The 17,217-nt window shown below is 72.1% G+C and carries 15 protein-coding genes; all 15 read right to left on the bottom strand.

Annotated elements, in window-relative coordinates:
- Positions 1–199: 199 nt before the first annotated feature.
- The gene (gene argH / locus EV190_RS22165) at positions 200–1,621 is read right to left on the bottom strand and encodes an argininosuccinate lyase (protein WP_133743551.1); all 1,422 of its coding nucleotides are present in this window, start codon (positions 1,619–1,621) and stop codon (positions 200–202) included.
- Between the two features lie 95 nt (positions 1,622–1,716).
- Complete coding sequence (locus EV190_RS22160; protein ID WP_133743550.1) at positions 1,717–2,250, bottom strand: arginine repressor; 534 nt, start codon at positions 2,248–2,250, stop codon at positions 1,717–1,719.
- Entirely contained in the window at positions 2,247–3,458 is a 1,212-nt protein-coding gene (locus EV190_RS22155; RefSeq protein ID WP_133743549.1) for an acetylornithine transaminase, read from the bottom strand. Before EV190_RS22155 ends, EV190_RS22160 begins: the two co-directional genes overlap by 4 nt.
- Entirely contained in the window at positions 3,455–4,375 is a 921-nt protein-coding gene (gene argB, locus EV190_RS22150) for an acetylglutamate kinase (RefSeq protein WP_133743548.1), read from the bottom strand. The genes EV190_RS22155 and argB overlap by 4 nt, the downstream gene beginning before the upstream one ends.
- On the bottom strand, positions 4,372–5,523 hold the full coding sequence (gene argJ / locus EV190_RS22145; protein ID WP_133743547.1) for a bifunctional glutamate N-acetyltransferase/amino-acid acetyltransferase ArgJ: 1,152 nt from the start codon (positions 5,521–5,523) through the stop codon (positions 4,372–4,374). The genes argB and argJ overlap by 4 nt, the downstream gene beginning before the upstream one ends.
- The gene (gene argC / locus EV190_RS22140; protein WP_133743546.1) at positions 5,520–6,548 is read right to left on the bottom strand and encodes an N-acetyl-gamma-glutamyl-phosphate reductase; all 1,029 of its coding nucleotides are present in this window, start codon (positions 6,546–6,548) and stop codon (positions 5,520–5,522) included. Before argC ends, argJ begins: the two co-directional genes overlap by 4 nt.
- Positions 6,549–6,703: 155 nt before the next feature.
- Entirely contained in the window at positions 6,704–8,146 is a 1,443-nt protein-coding gene (locus EV190_RS22135; RefSeq protein WP_133743545.1) for an NAD(P)/FAD-dependent oxidoreductase, read from the bottom strand.
- A gap of 272 nt (positions 8,147–8,418) precedes the next feature.
- On the bottom strand, positions 8,419–8,904 hold the full coding sequence (locus tag EV190_RS22130) for a MarR family winged helix-turn-helix transcriptional regulator (protein WP_133743544.1): 486 nt from the start codon (positions 8,902–8,904) through the stop codon (positions 8,419–8,421).
- Positions 8,905–9,083: 179 nt separating this feature from the next.
- Positions 9,084–11,579 (bottom strand): phenylalanine--tRNA ligase subunit beta, encoded by a 2,496-nt coding sequence (gene pheT / locus EV190_RS22125; protein ID WP_133743543.1) that lies wholly within the window; start codon positions 11,577–11,579, stop codon positions 9,084–9,086.
- On the bottom strand, positions 11,579–12,697 hold the full coding sequence (gene pheS, locus EV190_RS22120; protein WP_133743542.1) for a phenylalanine--tRNA ligase subunit alpha: 1,119 nt from the start codon (positions 12,695–12,697) through the stop codon (positions 11,579–11,581). The genes pheT and pheS overlap by 1 nt, the downstream gene beginning before the upstream one ends.
- A 382-nt stretch (positions 12,698–13,079) precedes the next feature.
- A complete protein-coding gene (locus tag EV190_RS22115) occupies positions 13,080–14,171 on the bottom strand; it encodes a sensor histidine kinase (protein WP_133743541.1) in 1,092 nt (363 codons plus the stop codon).
- 406 nt (positions 14,172–14,577) lie between these two features.
- Entirely contained in the window at positions 14,578–15,402 is an 825-nt protein-coding gene (locus tag EV190_RS22110; protein ID WP_133743540.1) for a TrmH family RNA methyltransferase, read from the bottom strand.
- A gap of 20 nt (positions 15,403–15,422) precedes the next feature.
- The gene (gene rplT / locus EV190_RS22105; protein ID WP_133743539.1) at positions 15,423–15,800 is read right to left on the bottom strand and encodes a 50S ribosomal protein L20; all 378 of its coding nucleotides are present in this window, start codon (positions 15,798–15,800) and stop codon (positions 15,423–15,425) included.
- A 202-nt stretch (positions 15,801–16,002) separates the two neighbouring features.
- A complete protein-coding gene (gene rpmI / locus EV190_RS22100; protein WP_133743538.1) occupies positions 16,003–16,194 on the bottom strand; it encodes a 50S ribosomal protein L35 in 192 nt (63 codons plus the stop codon).
- A gap of 155 nt (positions 16,195–16,349) precedes the next feature.
- Entirely contained in the window at positions 16,350–16,952 is a 603-nt protein-coding gene (gene infC, locus EV190_RS22095) for a translation initiation factor IF-3 (protein ID WP_279536635.1), read from the bottom strand.
- Positions 16,953–17,217: the final 265 nt, after the last annotated feature.

Genomic DNA, 17,217 nt, shown 5'->3' with positions numbered 1-17,217 from the left:
CCGCACCGCGACCGGGGACAACAATTACTGCCCGCAATCGATCGCACACTCATGGTGCTCATCGATCTTGGACGCTACCGGAAACGGCTCGGGTGCGCAGGGGCTTTGGCCAAATCCACCCGGATGGTGCGCTTCCCCGGACACGCGAGGAGGAGCGGTCCGGGCCCGCCCGGTCCGCTCCTCCTCGTGGTGGGTTCGGTCAGTCCGTGAAGCCGCGGTGGGCGGCGACGGCCGCGCGCAGGCCGGCGAGCTGCTCCGCGACCCGGACCGGGGCGGTGCCGCCCTTGGCGGAACGCGACTCGAGGGAGCCCGAGACCGTCAGGACCTCGCGGACCCGCGGCGTGAGCTGCGGCGAGATCGACGCGAAGTCCTCATCGGTCAGCTCCGGCAGGTCGATGCCGCGCTCCTCGCAAACCCGCACGCACGCCCCGGCGATCTCGTGCGCCTCGCGGAACGGGACCCTGTTGCGCACCAGCCACTCCGCGATGTCGGTGGCCAGGGAGAAGCCCTGCGGGGCGAGCTCGGCCATCCGCCCGCTGTTGAAGACGAGGGTGGCGACCATACCGGTGAAGGCGGGCAGCAGGACGGTGAGGTTGTCGACGGCGTCGAAGACCGGTTCCTTGTCCTCCTGCAGGTCCCGGTTATAGGCCAGCGGGAGCCCCTTGAGGGTGGCCAGCAGCCCCGCGAGGTCGCCGATGAGCCGTCCGGCCTTGCCTCGCGCGAGTTCGGCGATGTCCGGGTTCTTCTTCTGCGGCATGATCGAGGAGCCGGTGGAGAAGGCGTCGTCGAGGGTGACGAAGGAGAACTCCTTGGTCGCCCACAGGATGATCTCCTCGGCGAAGCGGGACAGGTCCACTCCGATCATCGCGGTGACGAAGCCGAACTCGGCCACGACGTCGCGGGCGGCGGTGCCGTCGATGGAGTTCTCCACCGAGCGGGAGAAGCCGAGGTCCGCGGCGACCGCCTCGGGGTCCAGCCCCAGCGACGAGCCGGCCAGCGCGCCCGAGCCGTAGGCCGACGCGTCGGCGCGGCGGTCCCAGTCGCGCAGCCGGTCGACATCGCGCACCAGCGGCCAGGCGTGCGCCATCAGGTGGTGGGCCAGCAGCACCGGCTGGGCGTGCTGGAGGTGGGTGCGCCCGGGCATGGCCACGCCGATGTTGGCCTCGGCCTGGTCTGCCAGCGCGGTCACCAGGTCCAGCACCTGCGCGGCGATCGCGCGGGCCTCCTCGCGCAGGTACATGCGCACCAGGGTGGCGATCTGGTCGTTGCGCGAGCGCCCGGCCCGAAGCCGTCCTCCCAGCTCGGGGCCGACCCGTTCGATGAATCCGCGCTCCAGGGCGGTGTGCACGTCCTCGTCCGCCAGGACCGGGGTGAACGCGCCCGAGGCGACGTCGGCCTCCAGGCGGTCCAGGCCCTCCAGCATGCGGGTGAGCTCGTCCTGCTCGAGCAGGCCCGCCGAGCGCAGGACGCGGGCGTGGGCTCGCGAGCCCTCGATGTCGTGGCGGGCGAGGCGCCAGTCGAAGTGGGTGCTCAGGGAGAGTCTGGCCAGTGCCTCGGAGGGGCCGCCTGCGAAGCGGCCACCCCACAGTCGCATGGCCTGGTCGTCGGGCTCGTTGGCCACGATTGGTCCTTAGCTGGGATCGTCGGTGTTCGGTCGGACGGGACGTGAGGGGCCCCCGCCGGCCCGGCTCCTCCGCTGCGGGCGGGGACCGGCTCCTAGGGGCGCCGGTTGGCGAGCCTCAGCAGTGCCGAGGCGAGTTCCCCGCCCCCCTGGGGGTCGCGGGCGATCACCAGGATGGTGTCGTCCCCGGCGATGGTCCCCAGGATCGCCGGGATGTCGGTGTGGTCGATCGCCGAGGCCAGGTACTGGGCCGCGCCCGGCGGGGTGCGGACGATGACCATGTTGGCCGACGACTCGGCCGAGACCAGGAGGTCCTCGGCCAGCCTGCTCATGCGTGAGTTGAATACGTGCTCCAGGCCGAGGGTGTCGGGACGCGCCCGCTGCAGGCGCTCACCGCCTTCCCCGGGCAGGACGTAGACGAGGTTGCCGTCGACGGTGCGGAGTTTGACCGCTCCCAGTTCGTCCAGGTCGCGCGAGAGCGTCGCCTGCGTGACCTGGACGCCCGCCTCGGCCAGCAGGCGCGCCAGGTCGCTCTGGGAACGGACGTCGTTCCTCGTCAGCGTCTCGGTGATCCTGGCGTGCCGGGCGGCCTTGGTGAGGGGTGTGGACTTCGCGCCGTCGACGGTCATCGTCGCCCGTCCTCGTCGGCGTCCCCGGCCGCGGCGGCCAGGACGGCGGGGAGCGCCCCGGTGAACTCGAGGACCTCGGCGCGGGTGATGGTCAGCGGCGGGGCCAGGCGAACGGTGTCGGAGGTGACCGCGTTGACCAGGAACCCGGCCTCCGCCGCGCGGGACTGCACGTGCGCCGCGGCCGGGGCGGTCAGGCGCACGCCGCGCCACAGCCCGGCCCCGCGCACCTCCGCGACCAGGGGATGGCCGATCTCGCGGATCTCGCCGGCGAGCAGTTCGCCGAGTTCGGCGGCCGACGCGAGCAGGCCCTCGTTCTCGATGGTGGTGATGACGGCCAGGGCCGCCGCGGCGGCGACCGGGTTCCCGCCGAACGTGGAGCCGTGGTCGCCTTTGGCGAACGCGGTGCCGTACGCCCCGAAGCCGACGCAGGCGCCGATGGGCAGCCCGCCGCCCAGGCCCTTGGCCAGGGTGATCACATCGGGCCGGACGCCCTCGGCCTGGTGGGCGAACCACCGCCCGGTGCGCCCGATACCGCTCTGGATCTCGTCCAGGACGAAGGCTGCGCCGGTGGCGTCACAGACCGCGCGCACCTCCCTGAGGTAGCCCTCGGGGGCGGGGACGACACCGGCCTCGCCCTGCACGGGCTCGACGAAGACCGCGGCGCACTCGTCGGTGACGGCCGCGCGCAGCGCCTCGGCGTCGCCGTGCGGCACGAACCGCACGTCCATGCCGAACGGGCCGAAGGGCTCGCGGATGGCTGGCTTGCCGGTCAGGGCGAGCGCACCGGAGGTGCGGCCGTGGAAGCCGGCGACGGTGGCGACGTAGTAGGTCCGCTCGGGTCCCGCGGCCCGCTTGACGAGTTTGAGCGCCGCCTCGTTGGCCTCGGTGCCGGAGTTGGCGAGGAAGACCCGGGCGGGCGCGCCGAGCAGGTCGACGAGCTTCTCGGCGAGCGCGACCTCGCCCTCGTGCAGGAACAGGTTGCTGGTGTGCGCGAGCCTGGCGCTCTGCGCGGCGACCGCCTCGACCAGTGCGGGGTGGCCGTGCCCGAGCGCGGACACCGCGATCCCGGCGATGAGGTCGAGGTAGCGTTTGCCGTCGACGTCGAAGACGTACCGGCCCTCGCCCCTCTCCAGGGCGACGGGCGGGGTCCCGTAGTTGGGCATGAAGACCGCGTCGAAGCGCTTCTTCAGCTGCTCGGTGGCGCTCACGAGGGTCCTCCCGCGGTCAGTTCGTCCTTGGCCCGCTCGTCGGCCAGCACCATGGTGCCGATCCCGTCGTCGGTGAAGATCTCCAGCAGCATCGCGTTGGGCACCCGTCCGTCCAGCACGTGCGCCTGGGGGACGCCGCCGCGCACCGCGCGCAGGCACGCCTCCATCTTCGGGACCATCCCCGAGGACAGGCCCGGGAGCAGCTCCTCCAGCTCGGCGGCGGTGAGGTGGCTGATCAGCTCGGAGTTGGCCGGGTAGTCGGCGTACAGGCCCTCGACGTCGGTCAGGACGATGAGCTTGGCCGCGCCCAGGGCCACGGCCAGGGCCGCGGCGGCGGTGTCGGCGTTGACGTTGTACACGCCCTCGGCGGAGCGGGCGATGCTGGAGACGACCGGGACGCGCCCGTCGTCCAGGAGGCTGCGCACCGCGCCCGGCTGCACGTCCACGACCTCGCCGACCAGGCCGATGTCGACGGGTTCGCCGTCCACGATGGCGGGTTTGCGCTCGGCGGTGAACAGGTTGGCGTCCTCGCCCGACATGCCCACCGCGAAGGGGCCGTGCGCGTTGACCAGTCCGACGATCTCGCGGTTGACCTGGCCGACCAGCACCATCCGGACGATGTCCATCGTCTCGGGGGTCGTGACCCGCAGGCCCCCGGTGAAGGTGCTCTCCACGCCGAGCCGCTCCAAATGCGCGTTGATCTGCGGACCGCCGCCGTGCACGACGACCGGGCGCAGTCCCGCGTAGCGCAGGAAGACGATGTTCTCGGCGAAGCGCGCCCGGAGTTCGGGGTCGGTCATCGCGTTGCCGCCGTACTTGACGACGACGGTCTTGCCGTGGAGGGCGCCCATCCACGGCAGCGCCTCGATGAGGGTGCTCGCCTTGTCCAGGGCGGTCTGGTGGATTCTGGAGATCATGTCGAGTAGGCCGAGTTCTCGTGCACGTATTCAACGGTCAGGTCGGTGGTCCACACGGTGGCGGCCTCGGGGCCCGCGGACAGGTCCACGGTGACGGTGACCTCGCGGGGCTTGAGGTTCACCTTGGAGCGGTCGTCGCCGACCGCCCCTCCGCGGCAGATCCACACGCCGTTGACGGCGACGTTGAGCTGGTCGGGTTCGAAGGCGGCGTCGGTGGTGCCCACCGCGGCCAGGACCCGGCCCCAGTTGGGGTCCTCGCCGTAGATCGCGCACTTGAACAGCGCGTTGCGGGCGATGGAGCGCCCCACGGTCAGCGCGTCGGCGGTGCTGGCCGCGCCCACGACCTCGATCTCGATGGTCTTGGAGGCGCCTTCCGCGTCGGCCAGGAGCTGGCGGCACAGGTCCTGGCAGACCTCGGTGAGCAGCCGGGAGAACTCGGCCTCGTCCGGGGCGACGCCCGAGGCGCCGCTGGCCATCAACAGCACGGTGTCGTTGGTGGAGGTGCAGCCGTCGGCGTCGACCCGGTCGAAGGTCAGCGCGGTGGCGGCGCGCAGCAGGGTGTCGCACTGCTCGGAGGTGAGCACGGCGTCGGTGGTGACCACCGAGAGCATGGTGGCCAGTGACGGCGCGAGCATCCCCGCGCCCTTGGCCATGCCGCCGATGGTGAAGCCCTCGCCGCGCCTGAAGGCGATCTTGGAGACGGTGTCGGTGGTGCGGATGGCGTCGGCGGCGTTCAGGCCGCCGTCGCGCGCGGCCTCCGCCGCGGCCGCGTCCACCCCGGCCAGGAGCTCGGGCATGGGCAGGCGCTCGCCGATGAGGCCGGTGGAACAGACCACGATCTCGCCCGCGGAGTCCTGGAGCGCGTCGGCCAGGCGCTCGGCGGTGGCGTGCGCGTCCTGGAAGCCGGGGGCTCCGGTGCAGGCGTTGGCCCCGCCGGAGTTCAGGACGACGGCGCGGACCCGGCCTCCGGCGACGACCTGCCGGGACCACAGGACCGGTGCGGCCTTGACCCTGTTGGTGGTGAAGACGGCCGCGGCGGAGCGGGCGGGGCCGTCGTTGACGACGACGGCGACGTCTCGGTGCTCTCCGCCTTTGATTCCGGCGGCCACACCGGCCGCCCGGAAGCCGCGGGGTGCGGTAACGCTCAAGGTGCCACTCCAGTCACGGGGAGTCCGGTGGTCTCGGGGAGGCCGAGGGCGATGTTGGCGCTCTGGATCGCGCCGCCCGCGGTTCCCTTGGTGAGGTTGTCGATGGCCGCGACCGCGACCAGGCGGCCCGCCGCCTCGTCGACGGTGACCTGGAGGAGCGCGGTGTTGGCTCCCAGGGTCATCGCGGTGGTGGGCCAGGTGCCCTCGGGCAGCAGGTGGACGAAGGGCTCGTCGGCGAGGCGGCGCTCGTAGGCGGCGCGCGCCTCCGCCGCGCCGACACCGGGCCGGAGCGGGGCCGAGCAGGTGGCGAGGATGCCGCGCGGCATGGGCACCAGCACGGGGGTGAAGGACACCGTGACCGGGGTGCCCGCCACGGCCGAGAGGTTCTGGACGAACTCGGGGTTGTGGCGGTGCGCGCCGCCGACCCCGTAGACGCTCGCCGCGCCCATGACCTCGCTGGCGATCAGGGTGGGTTTCGGGGCCCGGCCCGCGCCGGAGGTGCCCGACGCCGCGACCACCACGACCTCGGGTTCGACCAGCCCTTCGGCGAGTGCCGGGAAGAGCGCGAGCGTGCCGCAGGTCGGGTAGCAGCCGGGGACCGCGACGCGTCTGGTCCCGGTGAGCGCCGCGCGGGCACCGGGCAGTTCGGGCAGTCCGTAGGGCCAGGTCCCGGCGTGCGGGGAACCGTAGAACGCCTCCCACGCGGCCGGGTCGGTCAGCCGGAAGTCCGCGCCGCAGTCCACGACGAGCACGTCGTCGCCGAGCCGGTCGGCGATGGCGGCCGACTGTCCGTGCGGCAGCGCCAGGAAGACGACATCGTGCCCGGCCAGGGTCTCGACGGTGGTCTCGGCGAGCACCCGGTCGGCCAGCGGCAGCAGGTGCGGGTGGTGCGCCCCCAGCGCGGTGCCGGCGTTGCCGCCCGCGGTGAGCGCGCCGATCTCGATGTCGGGGTGGGTGAGCAGGATGCGCAGCAGCTCGCCTCCGGCGTACCCACTGGCTCCGGCGACGGCCGCCGTGTACCCCATCCTGGACTCCCCCTTGAGGCGTGGTGCTTGGCGTGCACCATCATGCACTCTTCTGGAAGATTATGCAAGTCACTGCATAAGGATAGGAGCGAGGCCGCCTCCGAGCGGTGCCCTGGACGACCGCCCGCTCGACGCCGTGACGGACCCGCGTCTTCTCAGCGGCCCGAGATCCTGGCGGCCAGGTCGGCGAAGGTGGAGGTCTCCGCGCCGTGGTCGGCTTCGCGGCGGTCCGCGGTGCGGTAGAGGCCGTGGCTCACCTGGGTGCCGATCCAGCGCAGCGGCTCGGGCTCCCAGCCGCGCGCGCGGTGTCCCACCCAGGGCAGCCTGGTCAGCTCGGTGGTGCGGCCCAGCACCAGATCGCGCAGGGTACGGCCGGCCAGGTTGGACGCGGTGACGCCGCTGCCGACGTAACCGCCCGCCCAGCCCAGCCCCTCGGCGGAGTCCAGGTGCACGGTGGGGCACCAGTCCCGGGACACCCCCAGCACACCGGACCAGGCGTGCGCCACGGGGACCTCCGAGGCCGCGGGGAACAGCCGGACCAGGGCGCGCCACAGCTCGGCGATCGCCTGCGGCTGGGTGGCGCCGTTGTTGTCGTGCCCCGAACCGAAGCGGTAGGGCGCGCCCCGCCCTCCGATGGCGATGCGGTCGTCGGCGGTGCGCTGGGCGTAGACGTAGGCGTGCGCGGCGTCGCCGAGCACCTCGCGGCCCTCCCAGCCGATGCGCTTCCACGCCTCCGCGCTCAACGGCTCGGTGGCGATCATCGAGGAGTGCATCGGGAGCCACTGGCGGCGCTCGCCGGCCATCGAGGCGGTGAACCCCTCGGTGGCGCGGATGACGTGCGCGGCGCGCACCGTGCCGCGCTCGGTCACCGCCGCGGCCGACTCGCCGCCCTGGCGCCCCCTGATCTCGGTGACGGCGGTGTCCTCGAAGACGTCCACTCCCAGGGCCGCGACCGCCGCGGCCAGGCCCCTGGCGAGTTTGGCGGGCTGGACGCGCGCGGCGTGCGGGCTGAAGGCCTCGGCGATCGTTCCGTCCACCCGCAGGCGCGGTTCGTGGTCGGGTTCCAGCAGGTAGAAGTCCTCGGGCCAGTAGCCCCACTCCTGCAGGTAGGTGATCTCCTCGAGGAGGCGGGCCTTCTGCGCCGGGTTGGTGGCCACCGTGCGCATGCCGCCCTTGACGATGTCGGCGTCGATGCTCTCGGCCTCGGCCACCTCGATGACCTCGTCGACCGCGGCCATCATCGCGCGCTGCAGGGCGATCACCGCGCCCTTGCCGTGCGACTCCGCGTAGCGCTCGCGCGACCCGGCGAACTCGGCCGACAGCCATCCGCCGTTGCGCCCCGAGGCGCCGAAGCCCGCGAACTCGCGCTCCAGGACCGCCACCCGAAGGTCGGGCCGGGCCTTCTTCAGGTAGTAGGCGGTCCACAGGCCGGTGTACCCGGCGCCGACGACGCAGACGTCGTAGTCGGCGTCGCCGGGCAGCGGGGCTCTGCGCTCGGGAAGGCCCGCGTCCCGGTACCAGAAGGACACCCCGCCGTTGCGGAACTCCGTCGAGCGGGGAATGGCGCGCATCTCGGCCGCGTTGGCGATGAGTTTCATGAGTCTGCTTCCCCCGGACGTTCCGCGTCTCGCACCCCATGCCCCAGACGGGTGCGACCCACAAGGCTATCGGGAGTGATTGTCCCGAAGAACGCCAATTTTAGTAAAGACCGGCGGCGTCCCGCCCGGGGCCTCCCCGATCGTCGGCGGAGGCACGCCGGTCCCGCTGATCTTGGCCTTTCCGGGGTCTCAAGCGCCTTTGAGACCCCGGAAAGGCCAAGATCAGCGGGAGAACGGGCACCGGACGGCCGGAAGCACTGTCCAGACACGCCTTAGAGGCCGCCGGACTCGCGGGAGCTGTCGCGCAGCTTGCGAGCCTGGGCGGCCAGGGCCTGGAGGCCCTCCAGGCCCAGTGGGCCGAGCACGTGCTCGCGCAGCAGCGCCACGTGCTTGGCCCGGGCCTGCTCGGCCAGGGCCAGCCCCTCCTCGGTGAGGGCGGCGTAGGTGACGCGACGGTCCGAGGGGCAGGCCTGACGGGCCAGGTAGCCGTTGCGCTCCAGACGGTCGGCCAACTTGGTGAACCCGCCGCTGCTCAGGGACACCTCACGGGCCAGCTGACTCATCGGAAGCCGGTGGTCGGGCGAGCGCTGCAGGCGGATCAGCACCTCGAACCACGGGCCGGACATGTCCTTCCCGCACGGGTCGATCCCGCGCAGCAGGAGCGGGTCGGTCGCGGAGAGCGCCTCGTGGAACAGCCCCCAACCGGTGATGAGGTCGTCGTCGGTGATCGTCTCCGTCGTCCCTGCCTGCGTATTCATACGGTCCCCCCTCGCGGCCGCCACGGTGCGACCGCTTCCATCATATGCAAGAAATATCTTCCTAGATAACTAATTTGGGGACCGGTCGTGGCCGATCTCGGCCGGTCGGGGCCTCGCCGCCCCCAGGGCCGGAGGGGACCACGCCCCGGCGCCCGGCCGGGACGCGCCCCCTCCTCCCCCTAGCCGCGCAGCACCGCTCCCGTGCGCTCGGCCGCCAGGGCCACCGCGGCGTCGCGCGCGGCCGTGGCCTCCTCCGCCGTCAGCGTGCGGTCGCCGGCCCGCAGACGCAACGAGTAGGCCAACGACTTGCGCCCCTCGCCCACCTGCTCACCGGTGTAGACGTCGAACAGCCGGACGCTCTCCAGCAGCGCGCCCGCGCCCTCGCGCAGCGCGGCCTCGACGTCCGCCGCGTGCACCGTCCCGTCCACCAGGAGCGCGACGTCCTGGGTGGCCACCGGGTAGGTGGAGACCTCCGGCGCGGTCGCGGCACCGGCGGCGGCCTCGACGAGGTCCAGTTCGACCTCCACGGCCGCGACCCGCTCGGGCAGCCCGTACGCCTTGACCACGCGGGGGTGCAGCTCACCGGCGTGTCCCACGAGCCGCTCGCCGTCGGCCCCCGCCACGTACAGCGCCGCGCAGCGGCCCGGATGCCAGGGCGCGTGCCGGTCGGCGCGCACCACGAGCTCCACCCCGGCCGCGGCGGCCACCTCGCGTGCGGCCTGGATCGCGTCGGCCCAGGTGGCGGCACGGCCCGGCCCCCACCATCCGGCCCGTTCGCGCTGTCCCGCCAGCACCGCGCCGACCCGGCGCGGCTGGTTCGGGATCGCCGCGTCCACGGCGGCACGCTCCTCGGGAGTCGGACCGCGGTCCACGCCGAGCATCGGAGCCCGCTCGGGCGCGCCGGGCTCGGGCCGGTAGACCAGGCCCATCTCGAACAGCGCCACGTCGCCGAACCCGCGCCCGACGTTGCGGACCAGTGCCTTGAGCAGGCCCGGCAGCAGGGTCGTGCGCAGCAGCGGCTCGTCGTCGTTGAGCGGGTTGGCCAGGCGCAGCGCGGACCGGCGGGCGTCACCGGGCTCCAACTGGAGGCCGTCGAGGTCCCGCTCGCCCATGAACGGGTAGTTGAGCACCTCGCTGAACCCGGCGTCGGCCAGCGTCCGGCCCACTCCCCGGCGCAGCCGCTGGCCACGGGTCAGCCCGCGGCCGGCCTCGGCCCTCGGCCGAACCGCCGGGATGTTCTCGTACCCCTCGTACCGGATGACCTCTTCAGCCAGGTCGTTGGGGTCGGTCAGATCCGGACGCCAGGTCGGCGGGGTCACGGAGAGCGTGTCCCCGTCCTGGACGACCTCGCAGCCCACCAGGCGCAGCCGCGCGATCTCGGTCTCGACCGGGTAGGCCACGCCCGCGATCCGGCCCGCGTTGTCCGCCCGGACCACGATGGGATCGCGAGGTGCTCCCAGGTCCAGATGGGTGACGCCGTCGTCGACGACCGCCCCGCCCAGCTCGGCGAGCAGGGCGACCGCGCGGGTGGCCGCGGCCATCTGCACCGCGGAGTCGACGCCGCGCTCGAAGCGGCGGGAGGACTCCGACGAGAGCTGGTGGCGGCGCGAGGTGCGGGCGATGTGCGTCTCGGCGAAGTGCGCGGCCTCGATCAGGACGTCCGTGGAGGCGTCCCCGATCTCGGTGTCCAGACCACCCATCACCCCGGCGATGTTGATCGGCCCGGAGTCGTCGGTGATCAGGATGTCGTCGGGGTCCAGCTCGCGCACCACGTGGTCGAGGGTCTCCAGCTTCTCGCCCGGTTTGGCGAGGCGCACCTCGATGGGGCCGCGCAACGCGGAGCGGTCCCAGGCGTGCAGCGGCTGGCCGAGCTCCATCATCACGTAGTTGGTGACGTCGACCGCCAGGGAGACGGAGCGCACCCCGGCCAGGTGCAGGCGGCGGCGCATCCACAGCGGGCTCGGCGCGGCGGGGTCGAACCCGCTCACGCCGCGCAGCACGTAGCGCGAGCAGATCTCGGGATCGGCCACGACCGCCGGGTAACCGCCGTCGTTCCGCTCGGGCGGGGCCACGTCGGCGGGGTCCGTGAAGGGAACGCCGTAGACGGCGGCCGCCTCGCGGGCCACGCCGCGGATCGACAGCGCGTAGCCGCGGTCCGGGGTGACGGCGATGTCCAGGACGTCGTCGCGCAGGCCCAGCAGGCCGTAGGCGTCCGCGCCGGGATCGGCGGCGCCCTCGGGCAGCACGATGATGCCCGCGTGGTCCTCCCACAGCTCCAGCTCGCTCGCCGAGCAGATCATGCCCGCCGAGACGCGGCCGTAGGTCTTGCGCGCGGAGATCGCGAAGTCGCCGGGCAGCACCGCGCCCGGCAGCGCCACCACGACGAGGTCGCCCTCGGCGAAGTTGCGCGCACCGCACACGATCTCCTGCGGTTCGCCCGTGCCGTTGGCGCCGCCCACGTCCACCCGGCAGAAGCGGATGGGCTTCTTGAACCCGGTGAGCTCCTCGATGTCCAGCACCCGGCCCGCCACGACGGGGCCGGTGATGTCGGCGCCGACCACGTCGACGGTCTCGACCTCGAGCCCGGCCGAGATCAGCGCCGACGCCAGAGCGCGCGGGGTGACCTCCTCGGGCAGTTCGACGTACTCGCGCAGCCAGGAAAGGGGAACCCGCATCACATCTCCATCCCGAAGGCCGCGGTGAACCGGATGTCACCCTCGACCATGTCGTGCATGTCCTTCACACCGTGGGCGAACATCAGTGTCCGCTCGATGCCCAGGCCGAAGGCCCAACCGCTGTAGCGCTCGGTGTCGACCCCCGCGGCGGTGAGCACCCGCGGGTTGACGACGCCGCAGCCGCCGATCTCGATCCAGCCCTCCGACGAGCAGGTCCGGCAGGGGGCGTCGGGGTTCCCCACGGAGGCGCCCCGGCACACGAAGCACTCCATGTCGACCTCGGCCGACGGCTCGGTGAACGGGAAGTAGGACGGGCGCATGCGGGTGCGCAGGCCCTCGCCGAACATCCGCTCGACGAACACCTGGATCGCGCCGCGCAGGTGCGCCAGCGTGATCCCCTCGTCCACCACCAGCCCCTCCAGCTGGTGGAAGACCGGGCTGTGGGTGGCGTCCAGCTCGTCGGTGCGGAAGGTCCGACCGGGCACCACCACGTAGACGGGGAGCTCGCGGTCCAGCATCGAGCGGACCTGCACCGGCGAGGTGTGGGTGCGCAGCACCAGACCGGACTCGGCGCCGTCGGGCCCCGCCACGAAGAAGGTGTCCTGCATGGTGCGGGCCGGGTGGTCGGGCAGGAAGTTGAGCGCGTCGAAGTTGTACCACTCGGCCTCGACCTCGGGCCCCTCGGCGACCTCGAAGCCCATGCCGACGAAGATGTCGGCCATCCGCTCGGCGACGGTGGTCAGCGGGTGCCGGGCGCCGCGCGGGATCCGGTCGAAGGGAAGGGTGACGTCGACGGCCTCCTCGACGAGCACGCGGGCGTCGCGCTCGTCCTCGAGCTGGGACTGGCGCGCCTTGACCGCCTCGGAGACCGCGCGGCGGGCGCCGCCCACGCGCTTGCCCGCCTCGGCCTTGGCCGCCGGCGGAAGCGCGCCGATCTCCCGGTTGGCCAGTGCCAGCGGGGAGCGGTCCCCCGCGTGCGCGATCCGGACCTCCTTGAGCTCCTCCAGGCCGGCGGCCTTCGCGATGGCGTCGAGCGCTTCGGTGCGCATGCGTTCGACCTCGTCCGGGTGCAGCGCGCTCACCTCGACGGGGTCATAGGAATTGTTGGGTGCAGACATAAGGTGGTTGCCTCTCCGCCCTCGCAGAGGCTGCGGGACGGACCGTCACGGCCCACCGCCGTGCGGCGGGTGGGCTCAAACCGACAAGGAAGTCCCGGGTCGTGTTCGGAGAGCCGTTCCGGGCCCGCGTCCGCGGTGCCGTCGGTGCCGCTCGGACGGCCGACCGGGATGACCTTCGCGGCGTCCGGCGGCCCCGCCCCGGAGGAACGCGAGCCGTCCCGGAATCACTTTCCGAACACGTCCTGGGAGCGCGGCCGGGAGACCGTTCCGGACCCGTGCCGCGCGAAACCGCGAAACCCGCGGAACCCCGAGAAGCATCGCACAGCGGAGGCGGTCGGAGGCGTCTGCCCGACACGCTCTGAGCCCGCCGTTTCCGAGGCCGTCAGACGAACTCGGGGGTACCGGCGGGCATGGTAAATCGGAACTCGGCCCCGCCGCTGGGCGCGCGGCCGACCGTGATCGTGCCGCCGTGGGCCTCGACCAGGCCCTTGACGATGAACAGCCCGAGCCCGGTGCCACCACGCCGCTTGCCGCGCCAGAACTGGCGGAAGACGCGCGGAACGGCCTCGGGCGTGATGCCCTCGCCCTCGTCGCGCACCGACACTGCTGCCCCTCCCCCATACGGCTCGATCACTATGGTGACAGTACCAGCGCCGTGCCGCAGCCCGTTTTCCACCAGGTTCGAGATGATCTGGTCGACCTTGTCGGCGTCCAGCCACATCTCCGGCAGCGGGCCTCGCACGTCCAGCCGGAACCGGTTCTCGGGGTCCCCGCCGGCGACCCGCCCGGCGACGATCCGGCGCGCCCGCTCCCCCAGGTCCACGAGCTGCCTGCGCACCTCGAGACGGCCGGACTGGATGCGGGAGACGTTCAGCAGCTCGGTGATGAGGCGGGTGACCCGGTCCGCGTCGGCGTTGACGGTCTCCAGCATGAACAGCTTCTGCCGGTCGTTGAGCCGCTCCCACTTGGCCAGCATCGTCGCGGTGAAGCCCTTGACACTGGTCAGCGGGGAGCGCAGCTCGTGGGCGACCGTGGAGACCAGGTCCGCGCTGGAGCGCTCGGAACGCGCGCGGTAGGCGGCGTCGCGCAAGGTCACCACCAGGCGGGTCAGCTCCCCGTTGGGGCTCCGCCGCACGTACCGCGCGGCCATCATGACCTCGCGCCTGTCGGCGAGCAGCAGCAGCCGCTCGGGCTGGCGGACCCGGATGCGCAGACCGCCGTAGGGGTCGGTGCACTTCCACCAGTCCCGCCCCTCCGGGTCCTGCAGGGGCAGCACGTCTCGGAAGTCGCGGCCGATGGCGTCGCCCGCCCGCGTCCGGGTCAGATGGGCGGCCATCCGGTTGAACACGATCACCCGGCCGTCACGGTCCGCCACCAGGATCCCATCGGGAAGGTCCTCGGCCGAGAACAGAGCGTCACGACCGTGGTCACCGACTGCCGACTGGTCGCCACCCACGACCGCCTCCCAAGCCATATGTGAACATCCGCGCCTCCGTGAGCACGGAACAGCCCATGTTGTGCAACACCCTGCGTCCGGACGGAACCGGTCGGACACCGTCTCCAAGATCATTACCCGCCGGCCGCGACGGCTACGCGCGGGCCGCCGACCTCGACCTGCGAGAGCGGCGGACAGAGTTCCGCGCACGTCACCACGGGGGCCGAAGCCAAGAGCGTATCGGCAACCGTGGGTAAGCGGGCAATCCGACAATAACCCTGTTCCACCGATATCCCAGGACGATCATGGACACTGTGTGACGGGGTGGTACTCCACTCCGACGCGGAGCAGCCGCGACCGTACGTTACCCGTGTTAGGGGTCGCCACGCGCACGGCGCATAGCAGAGGACACACGGCTGGTCGGCCGGGTTCGCGGGGCCTTCGGTCAGTTCGACGCGGCAGGGCCGCGGCGCTGCTCGCGGGCCGTGGTGTAGAGGCACACCGCGGCGGCCGTCGCGAGGTTGAGGCTCTCGGCGTCGCCGTAGATGGGGACGCTGACCGCGCCGTCGGTGAGGGCGACGGTCTCCTCGGGCAGTCCCCACGCCTCGTTCCCGAAGACCCAGGCCACGGGGCCTCCGAGATCCCCGGAGTCGGCCGCGGCGTCGAGGTCGCGGTCGCCCCGGCCGTCGGCGGCCAGGATCGCGGCACCGGCCTCGCGCAGGTGGCGCACGACCTCGTCGATCCGCGGCCCCACCACGACGGGCAGGTGGAAGAGGCTTCCCGCGGAGGCGCGCACGCACTTGCCGTTGTACGGGTCGACGGAGGCGTCGGTGAAGATGACGACGTCGGCGCCCGCGGCGTCCGCGGTGCGCAGGACCGTCCCGGCGTTGCCGGGGTCGCGCACGTGGGACAGCACCGCTGCGAGCCGGATCGGCCCCAGTTCGGAGAGGGGGACGTCGACGAAGGAGCAGACGGCGAGCAGGCCCTGCGGTGTCACCGTCTGGGCCAGTTCGCCCATGACCTCGAGGGTGACGCGGTGCACCGGGATCCCGACCGCCTCGGCTGCCTGGACCAGGGGGGCGTGCCGGTTCATCGCCTCGGCGGTGCTGTAGAGCTCCCGCACGACGTCCGGCGAGGCCAGCGCCTCGCGGACCGCCTGTGGGCCCTCCGCCAGGAAGTGTCTCTCCCGTTGGCGGAAGGCCCGTTTGGCGAGCCGACGAGCCCCCTTGATCTTGGGGGACCGAATACTCGTGAACTCGTGGCTCGCCATCGCTACGGTTACGCCGCCGTTCAGGCCGCGGACTTGGCCGGAGCGGGGATGGCCTTCTTGGCGGTCTCGACCAGCGCCGCGAAGGTGGGCGCGTCGTTGACGGCCAGCTCGGCGAGCATGCGGCGGTCCACCTCGATGCCCGCGGCCTTGAGGCCCTGCATGAAGCGGTTGTAGGTCAGGCCGTTCGCGCGGGAGGCCGCGTTGATGCGCTGGATCCACAGACGACGGAACTGGCCCTTGCGGTCCTTGCGGTCCCGGTAGGCGTACGTCATCGAGTGGAGCATCTGCTCCTTGGCCTTGCGGTACAGGCGCGACCGCTGGCCGCGGTAACCGCTGGCGCGTTCGAGAACGACGCGGCGCTTCTTCTTTGCGTTGAGAGACCGCTTCACGCGTGCCACTTGTGACTCCTCAGTTGAAACTTACGTGCCGGACTGCATCACGTCCGACGATGAACCGCCAGGGAGGTTGCGCGGGCCTTCGGACGGAGGGCGGCTCCCGCGGTGCGGGTCCCCGCCCGGGCGGCCTCACTCAGGACGACCGGCCCGGCACGGCCCTCCTCGTGGCCCCGGTCCGAAACCGTCCGGCGGACGGCCTGGCCGACTAGCCGAGCAGCTTCTTGATCTTCCGGGTGTCGGCCGGGGCCAGCTGCACGTCGGGGCTGAGGCGACGGGTGCGCTTGGTCGGCTTGTGCTCCAGAAGGTGGTTCTTGTTGGCGCGGCGACGCATGATCTTGCCGGTGCCGGTGACGCGGAAACGCTTGCTGGCTCCACTGTGCGATTTGTTCTTCGGCATGGCGCCGTCGCTCCTTTTCGCTACTCAGTCAGCGTGCCGCCGTCTGGCGGCGGCACGGATGTTCACACCACGCATGAAGAGAGCGGGGTGCGCGCGACCCGTGCGGGCCGCGCGACCGCGCTCGTCTTGATGCGTCAGGCTGGTGTTGTCCGGCCCTACTCGGCCGAGGCGCCGGGCTGCTCGTGCCCGTCACGGGCCTTGGCGGCCTCGGCGGCGGCACGCGCCTCGGCCTTGTGCTCGGCGCGCCGCTTGTGCGGACCGATCACCATGACCATGTTGCGGCCGTCCTGCTTGGCCTGGGATTCGACCTGACCCAGTTCCTGGATGTCCTCGGCCAGCCTGCGCAGGAGGCGGAAGCCCAGTTCCGGACGGGACTGCTCCCGGCCGCGGAACATGATCGTCACCTTGACCTTGTCGCCGCCCTTGAGGAACCGCACCACGTGACCCTTCTTGGTCTCGTAGTCGTGCGGGTCGATCTTCGGGCGGAGCTTGATCTCCTTGATGATCGTGTTCGTCTGGTTCTTGCGCGCCTCACGGGCTTTGACCGCGGACTCGTACTTGAACTTGCCGTAGTCCATCAGCTTGGCGACCGGCGGGCGGGCGGTCGGTGCGACCTCCACGAGGTCGAGATCGGCCTCTTGGGCGAGACGGAGTGCGTCGCCTACCGGGACGATTCCGACCTGCTCCCCGTTGGGGCCGACGAGGCGGACCTCGGGCACCCGGATGCGGTCGTTAATGCGGGGCTGCTCAGCGCTGATGGGACCCCTCCCTAAATTTCGTCGAGTATCTCGTTGCCGCGGGGTCTCCAGAATGGCCTTGCGCCGGAACAGCGAAAAACCCCGCCAGCTGGTGCAAGCGGGGCGATCTACCGAACGACGACGCCGCCCCCGAGGGCTCCGCCTTCGCGCGGTAGTACCGGAACCCGTAGAACCGTAGGTCCTGCAGGTGGGAGGATCACCCTCCGCTTGCGTGTCCGGCGCACGAATGCACCGGATCAGGTCAGTGACTCACTCTACCAAGAAA

It is taken from the genome of Actinorugispora endophytica (assembly GCF_004363075.1).
In the GTDB taxonomy this organism is placed as follows: Bacteria; Actinomycetota; Actinomycetes; order Streptosporangiales; family Streptosporangiaceae; genus Actinorugispora; species Actinorugispora endophytica.
The sequence above is the reverse complement of the archived record's forward strand: the minus strand, read 5'-3'. Positions and strand labels throughout refer to the sequence as shown.

What these genes read in the sequence shown, in the direction of transcription:
- pheT (WP_133743543.1), bottom strand. Translation starts at nt 11,579, where the DNA reads ATGCGGGTTCCCCTTTCCTGGCTGCGCGAGTACGTCGAACTGCCCGAG.
- pheS (WP_133743542.1), bottom strand. Translation starts at nt 12,697, where the DNA reads ATGTCTGCACCCAACAATTCCTATGACCCCGTCGAGGTGAGCGCGCTG.
- EV190_RS22160 (WP_133743550.1), bottom strand. Translation starts at nt 2,250, where the DNA reads ATGACCGTCGACGGCGCGAAGTCCACACCCCTCACCAAGGCCGCCCGG.
- argC (WP_133743546.1), bottom strand. Translation starts at nt 6,548, where the DNA reads ATGGGGTACACGGCGGCCGTCGCCGGAGCCAGTGGGTACGCCGGAGGC.
- rpmI (WP_133743538.1), bottom strand. Translation starts at nt 16,194, where the DNA reads ATGCCGAAGAACAAATCGCACAGTGGAGCCAGCAAGCGTTTCCGCGTC.
- EV190_RS22130 (WP_133743544.1), bottom strand. Translation starts at nt 8,904, where the DNA reads ATGAATACGCAGGCAGGGACGACGGAGACGATCACCGACGACGACCTC.
- EV190_RS22110 (WP_133743540.1), bottom strand. Translation starts at nt 15,402, where the DNA reads ATGGCGAGCCACGAGTTCACGAGTATTCGGTCCCCCAAGATCAAGGGG.
- EV190_RS22135 (WP_133743545.1), bottom strand. Translation starts at nt 8,146, where the DNA reads ATGAAACTCATCGCCAACGCGGCCGAGATGCGCGCCATTCCCCGCTCG.
- EV190_RS22115 (WP_133743541.1), bottom strand. Translation starts at nt 14,171, where the DNA reads ATGGCTTGGGAGGCGGTCGTGGGTGGCGACCAGTCGGCAGTCGGTGAC.
- argB (WP_133743548.1), bottom strand. Translation starts at nt 4,375, where the DNA reads ATGATCTCCAGAATCCACCAGACCGCCCTGGACAAGGCGAGCACCCTC.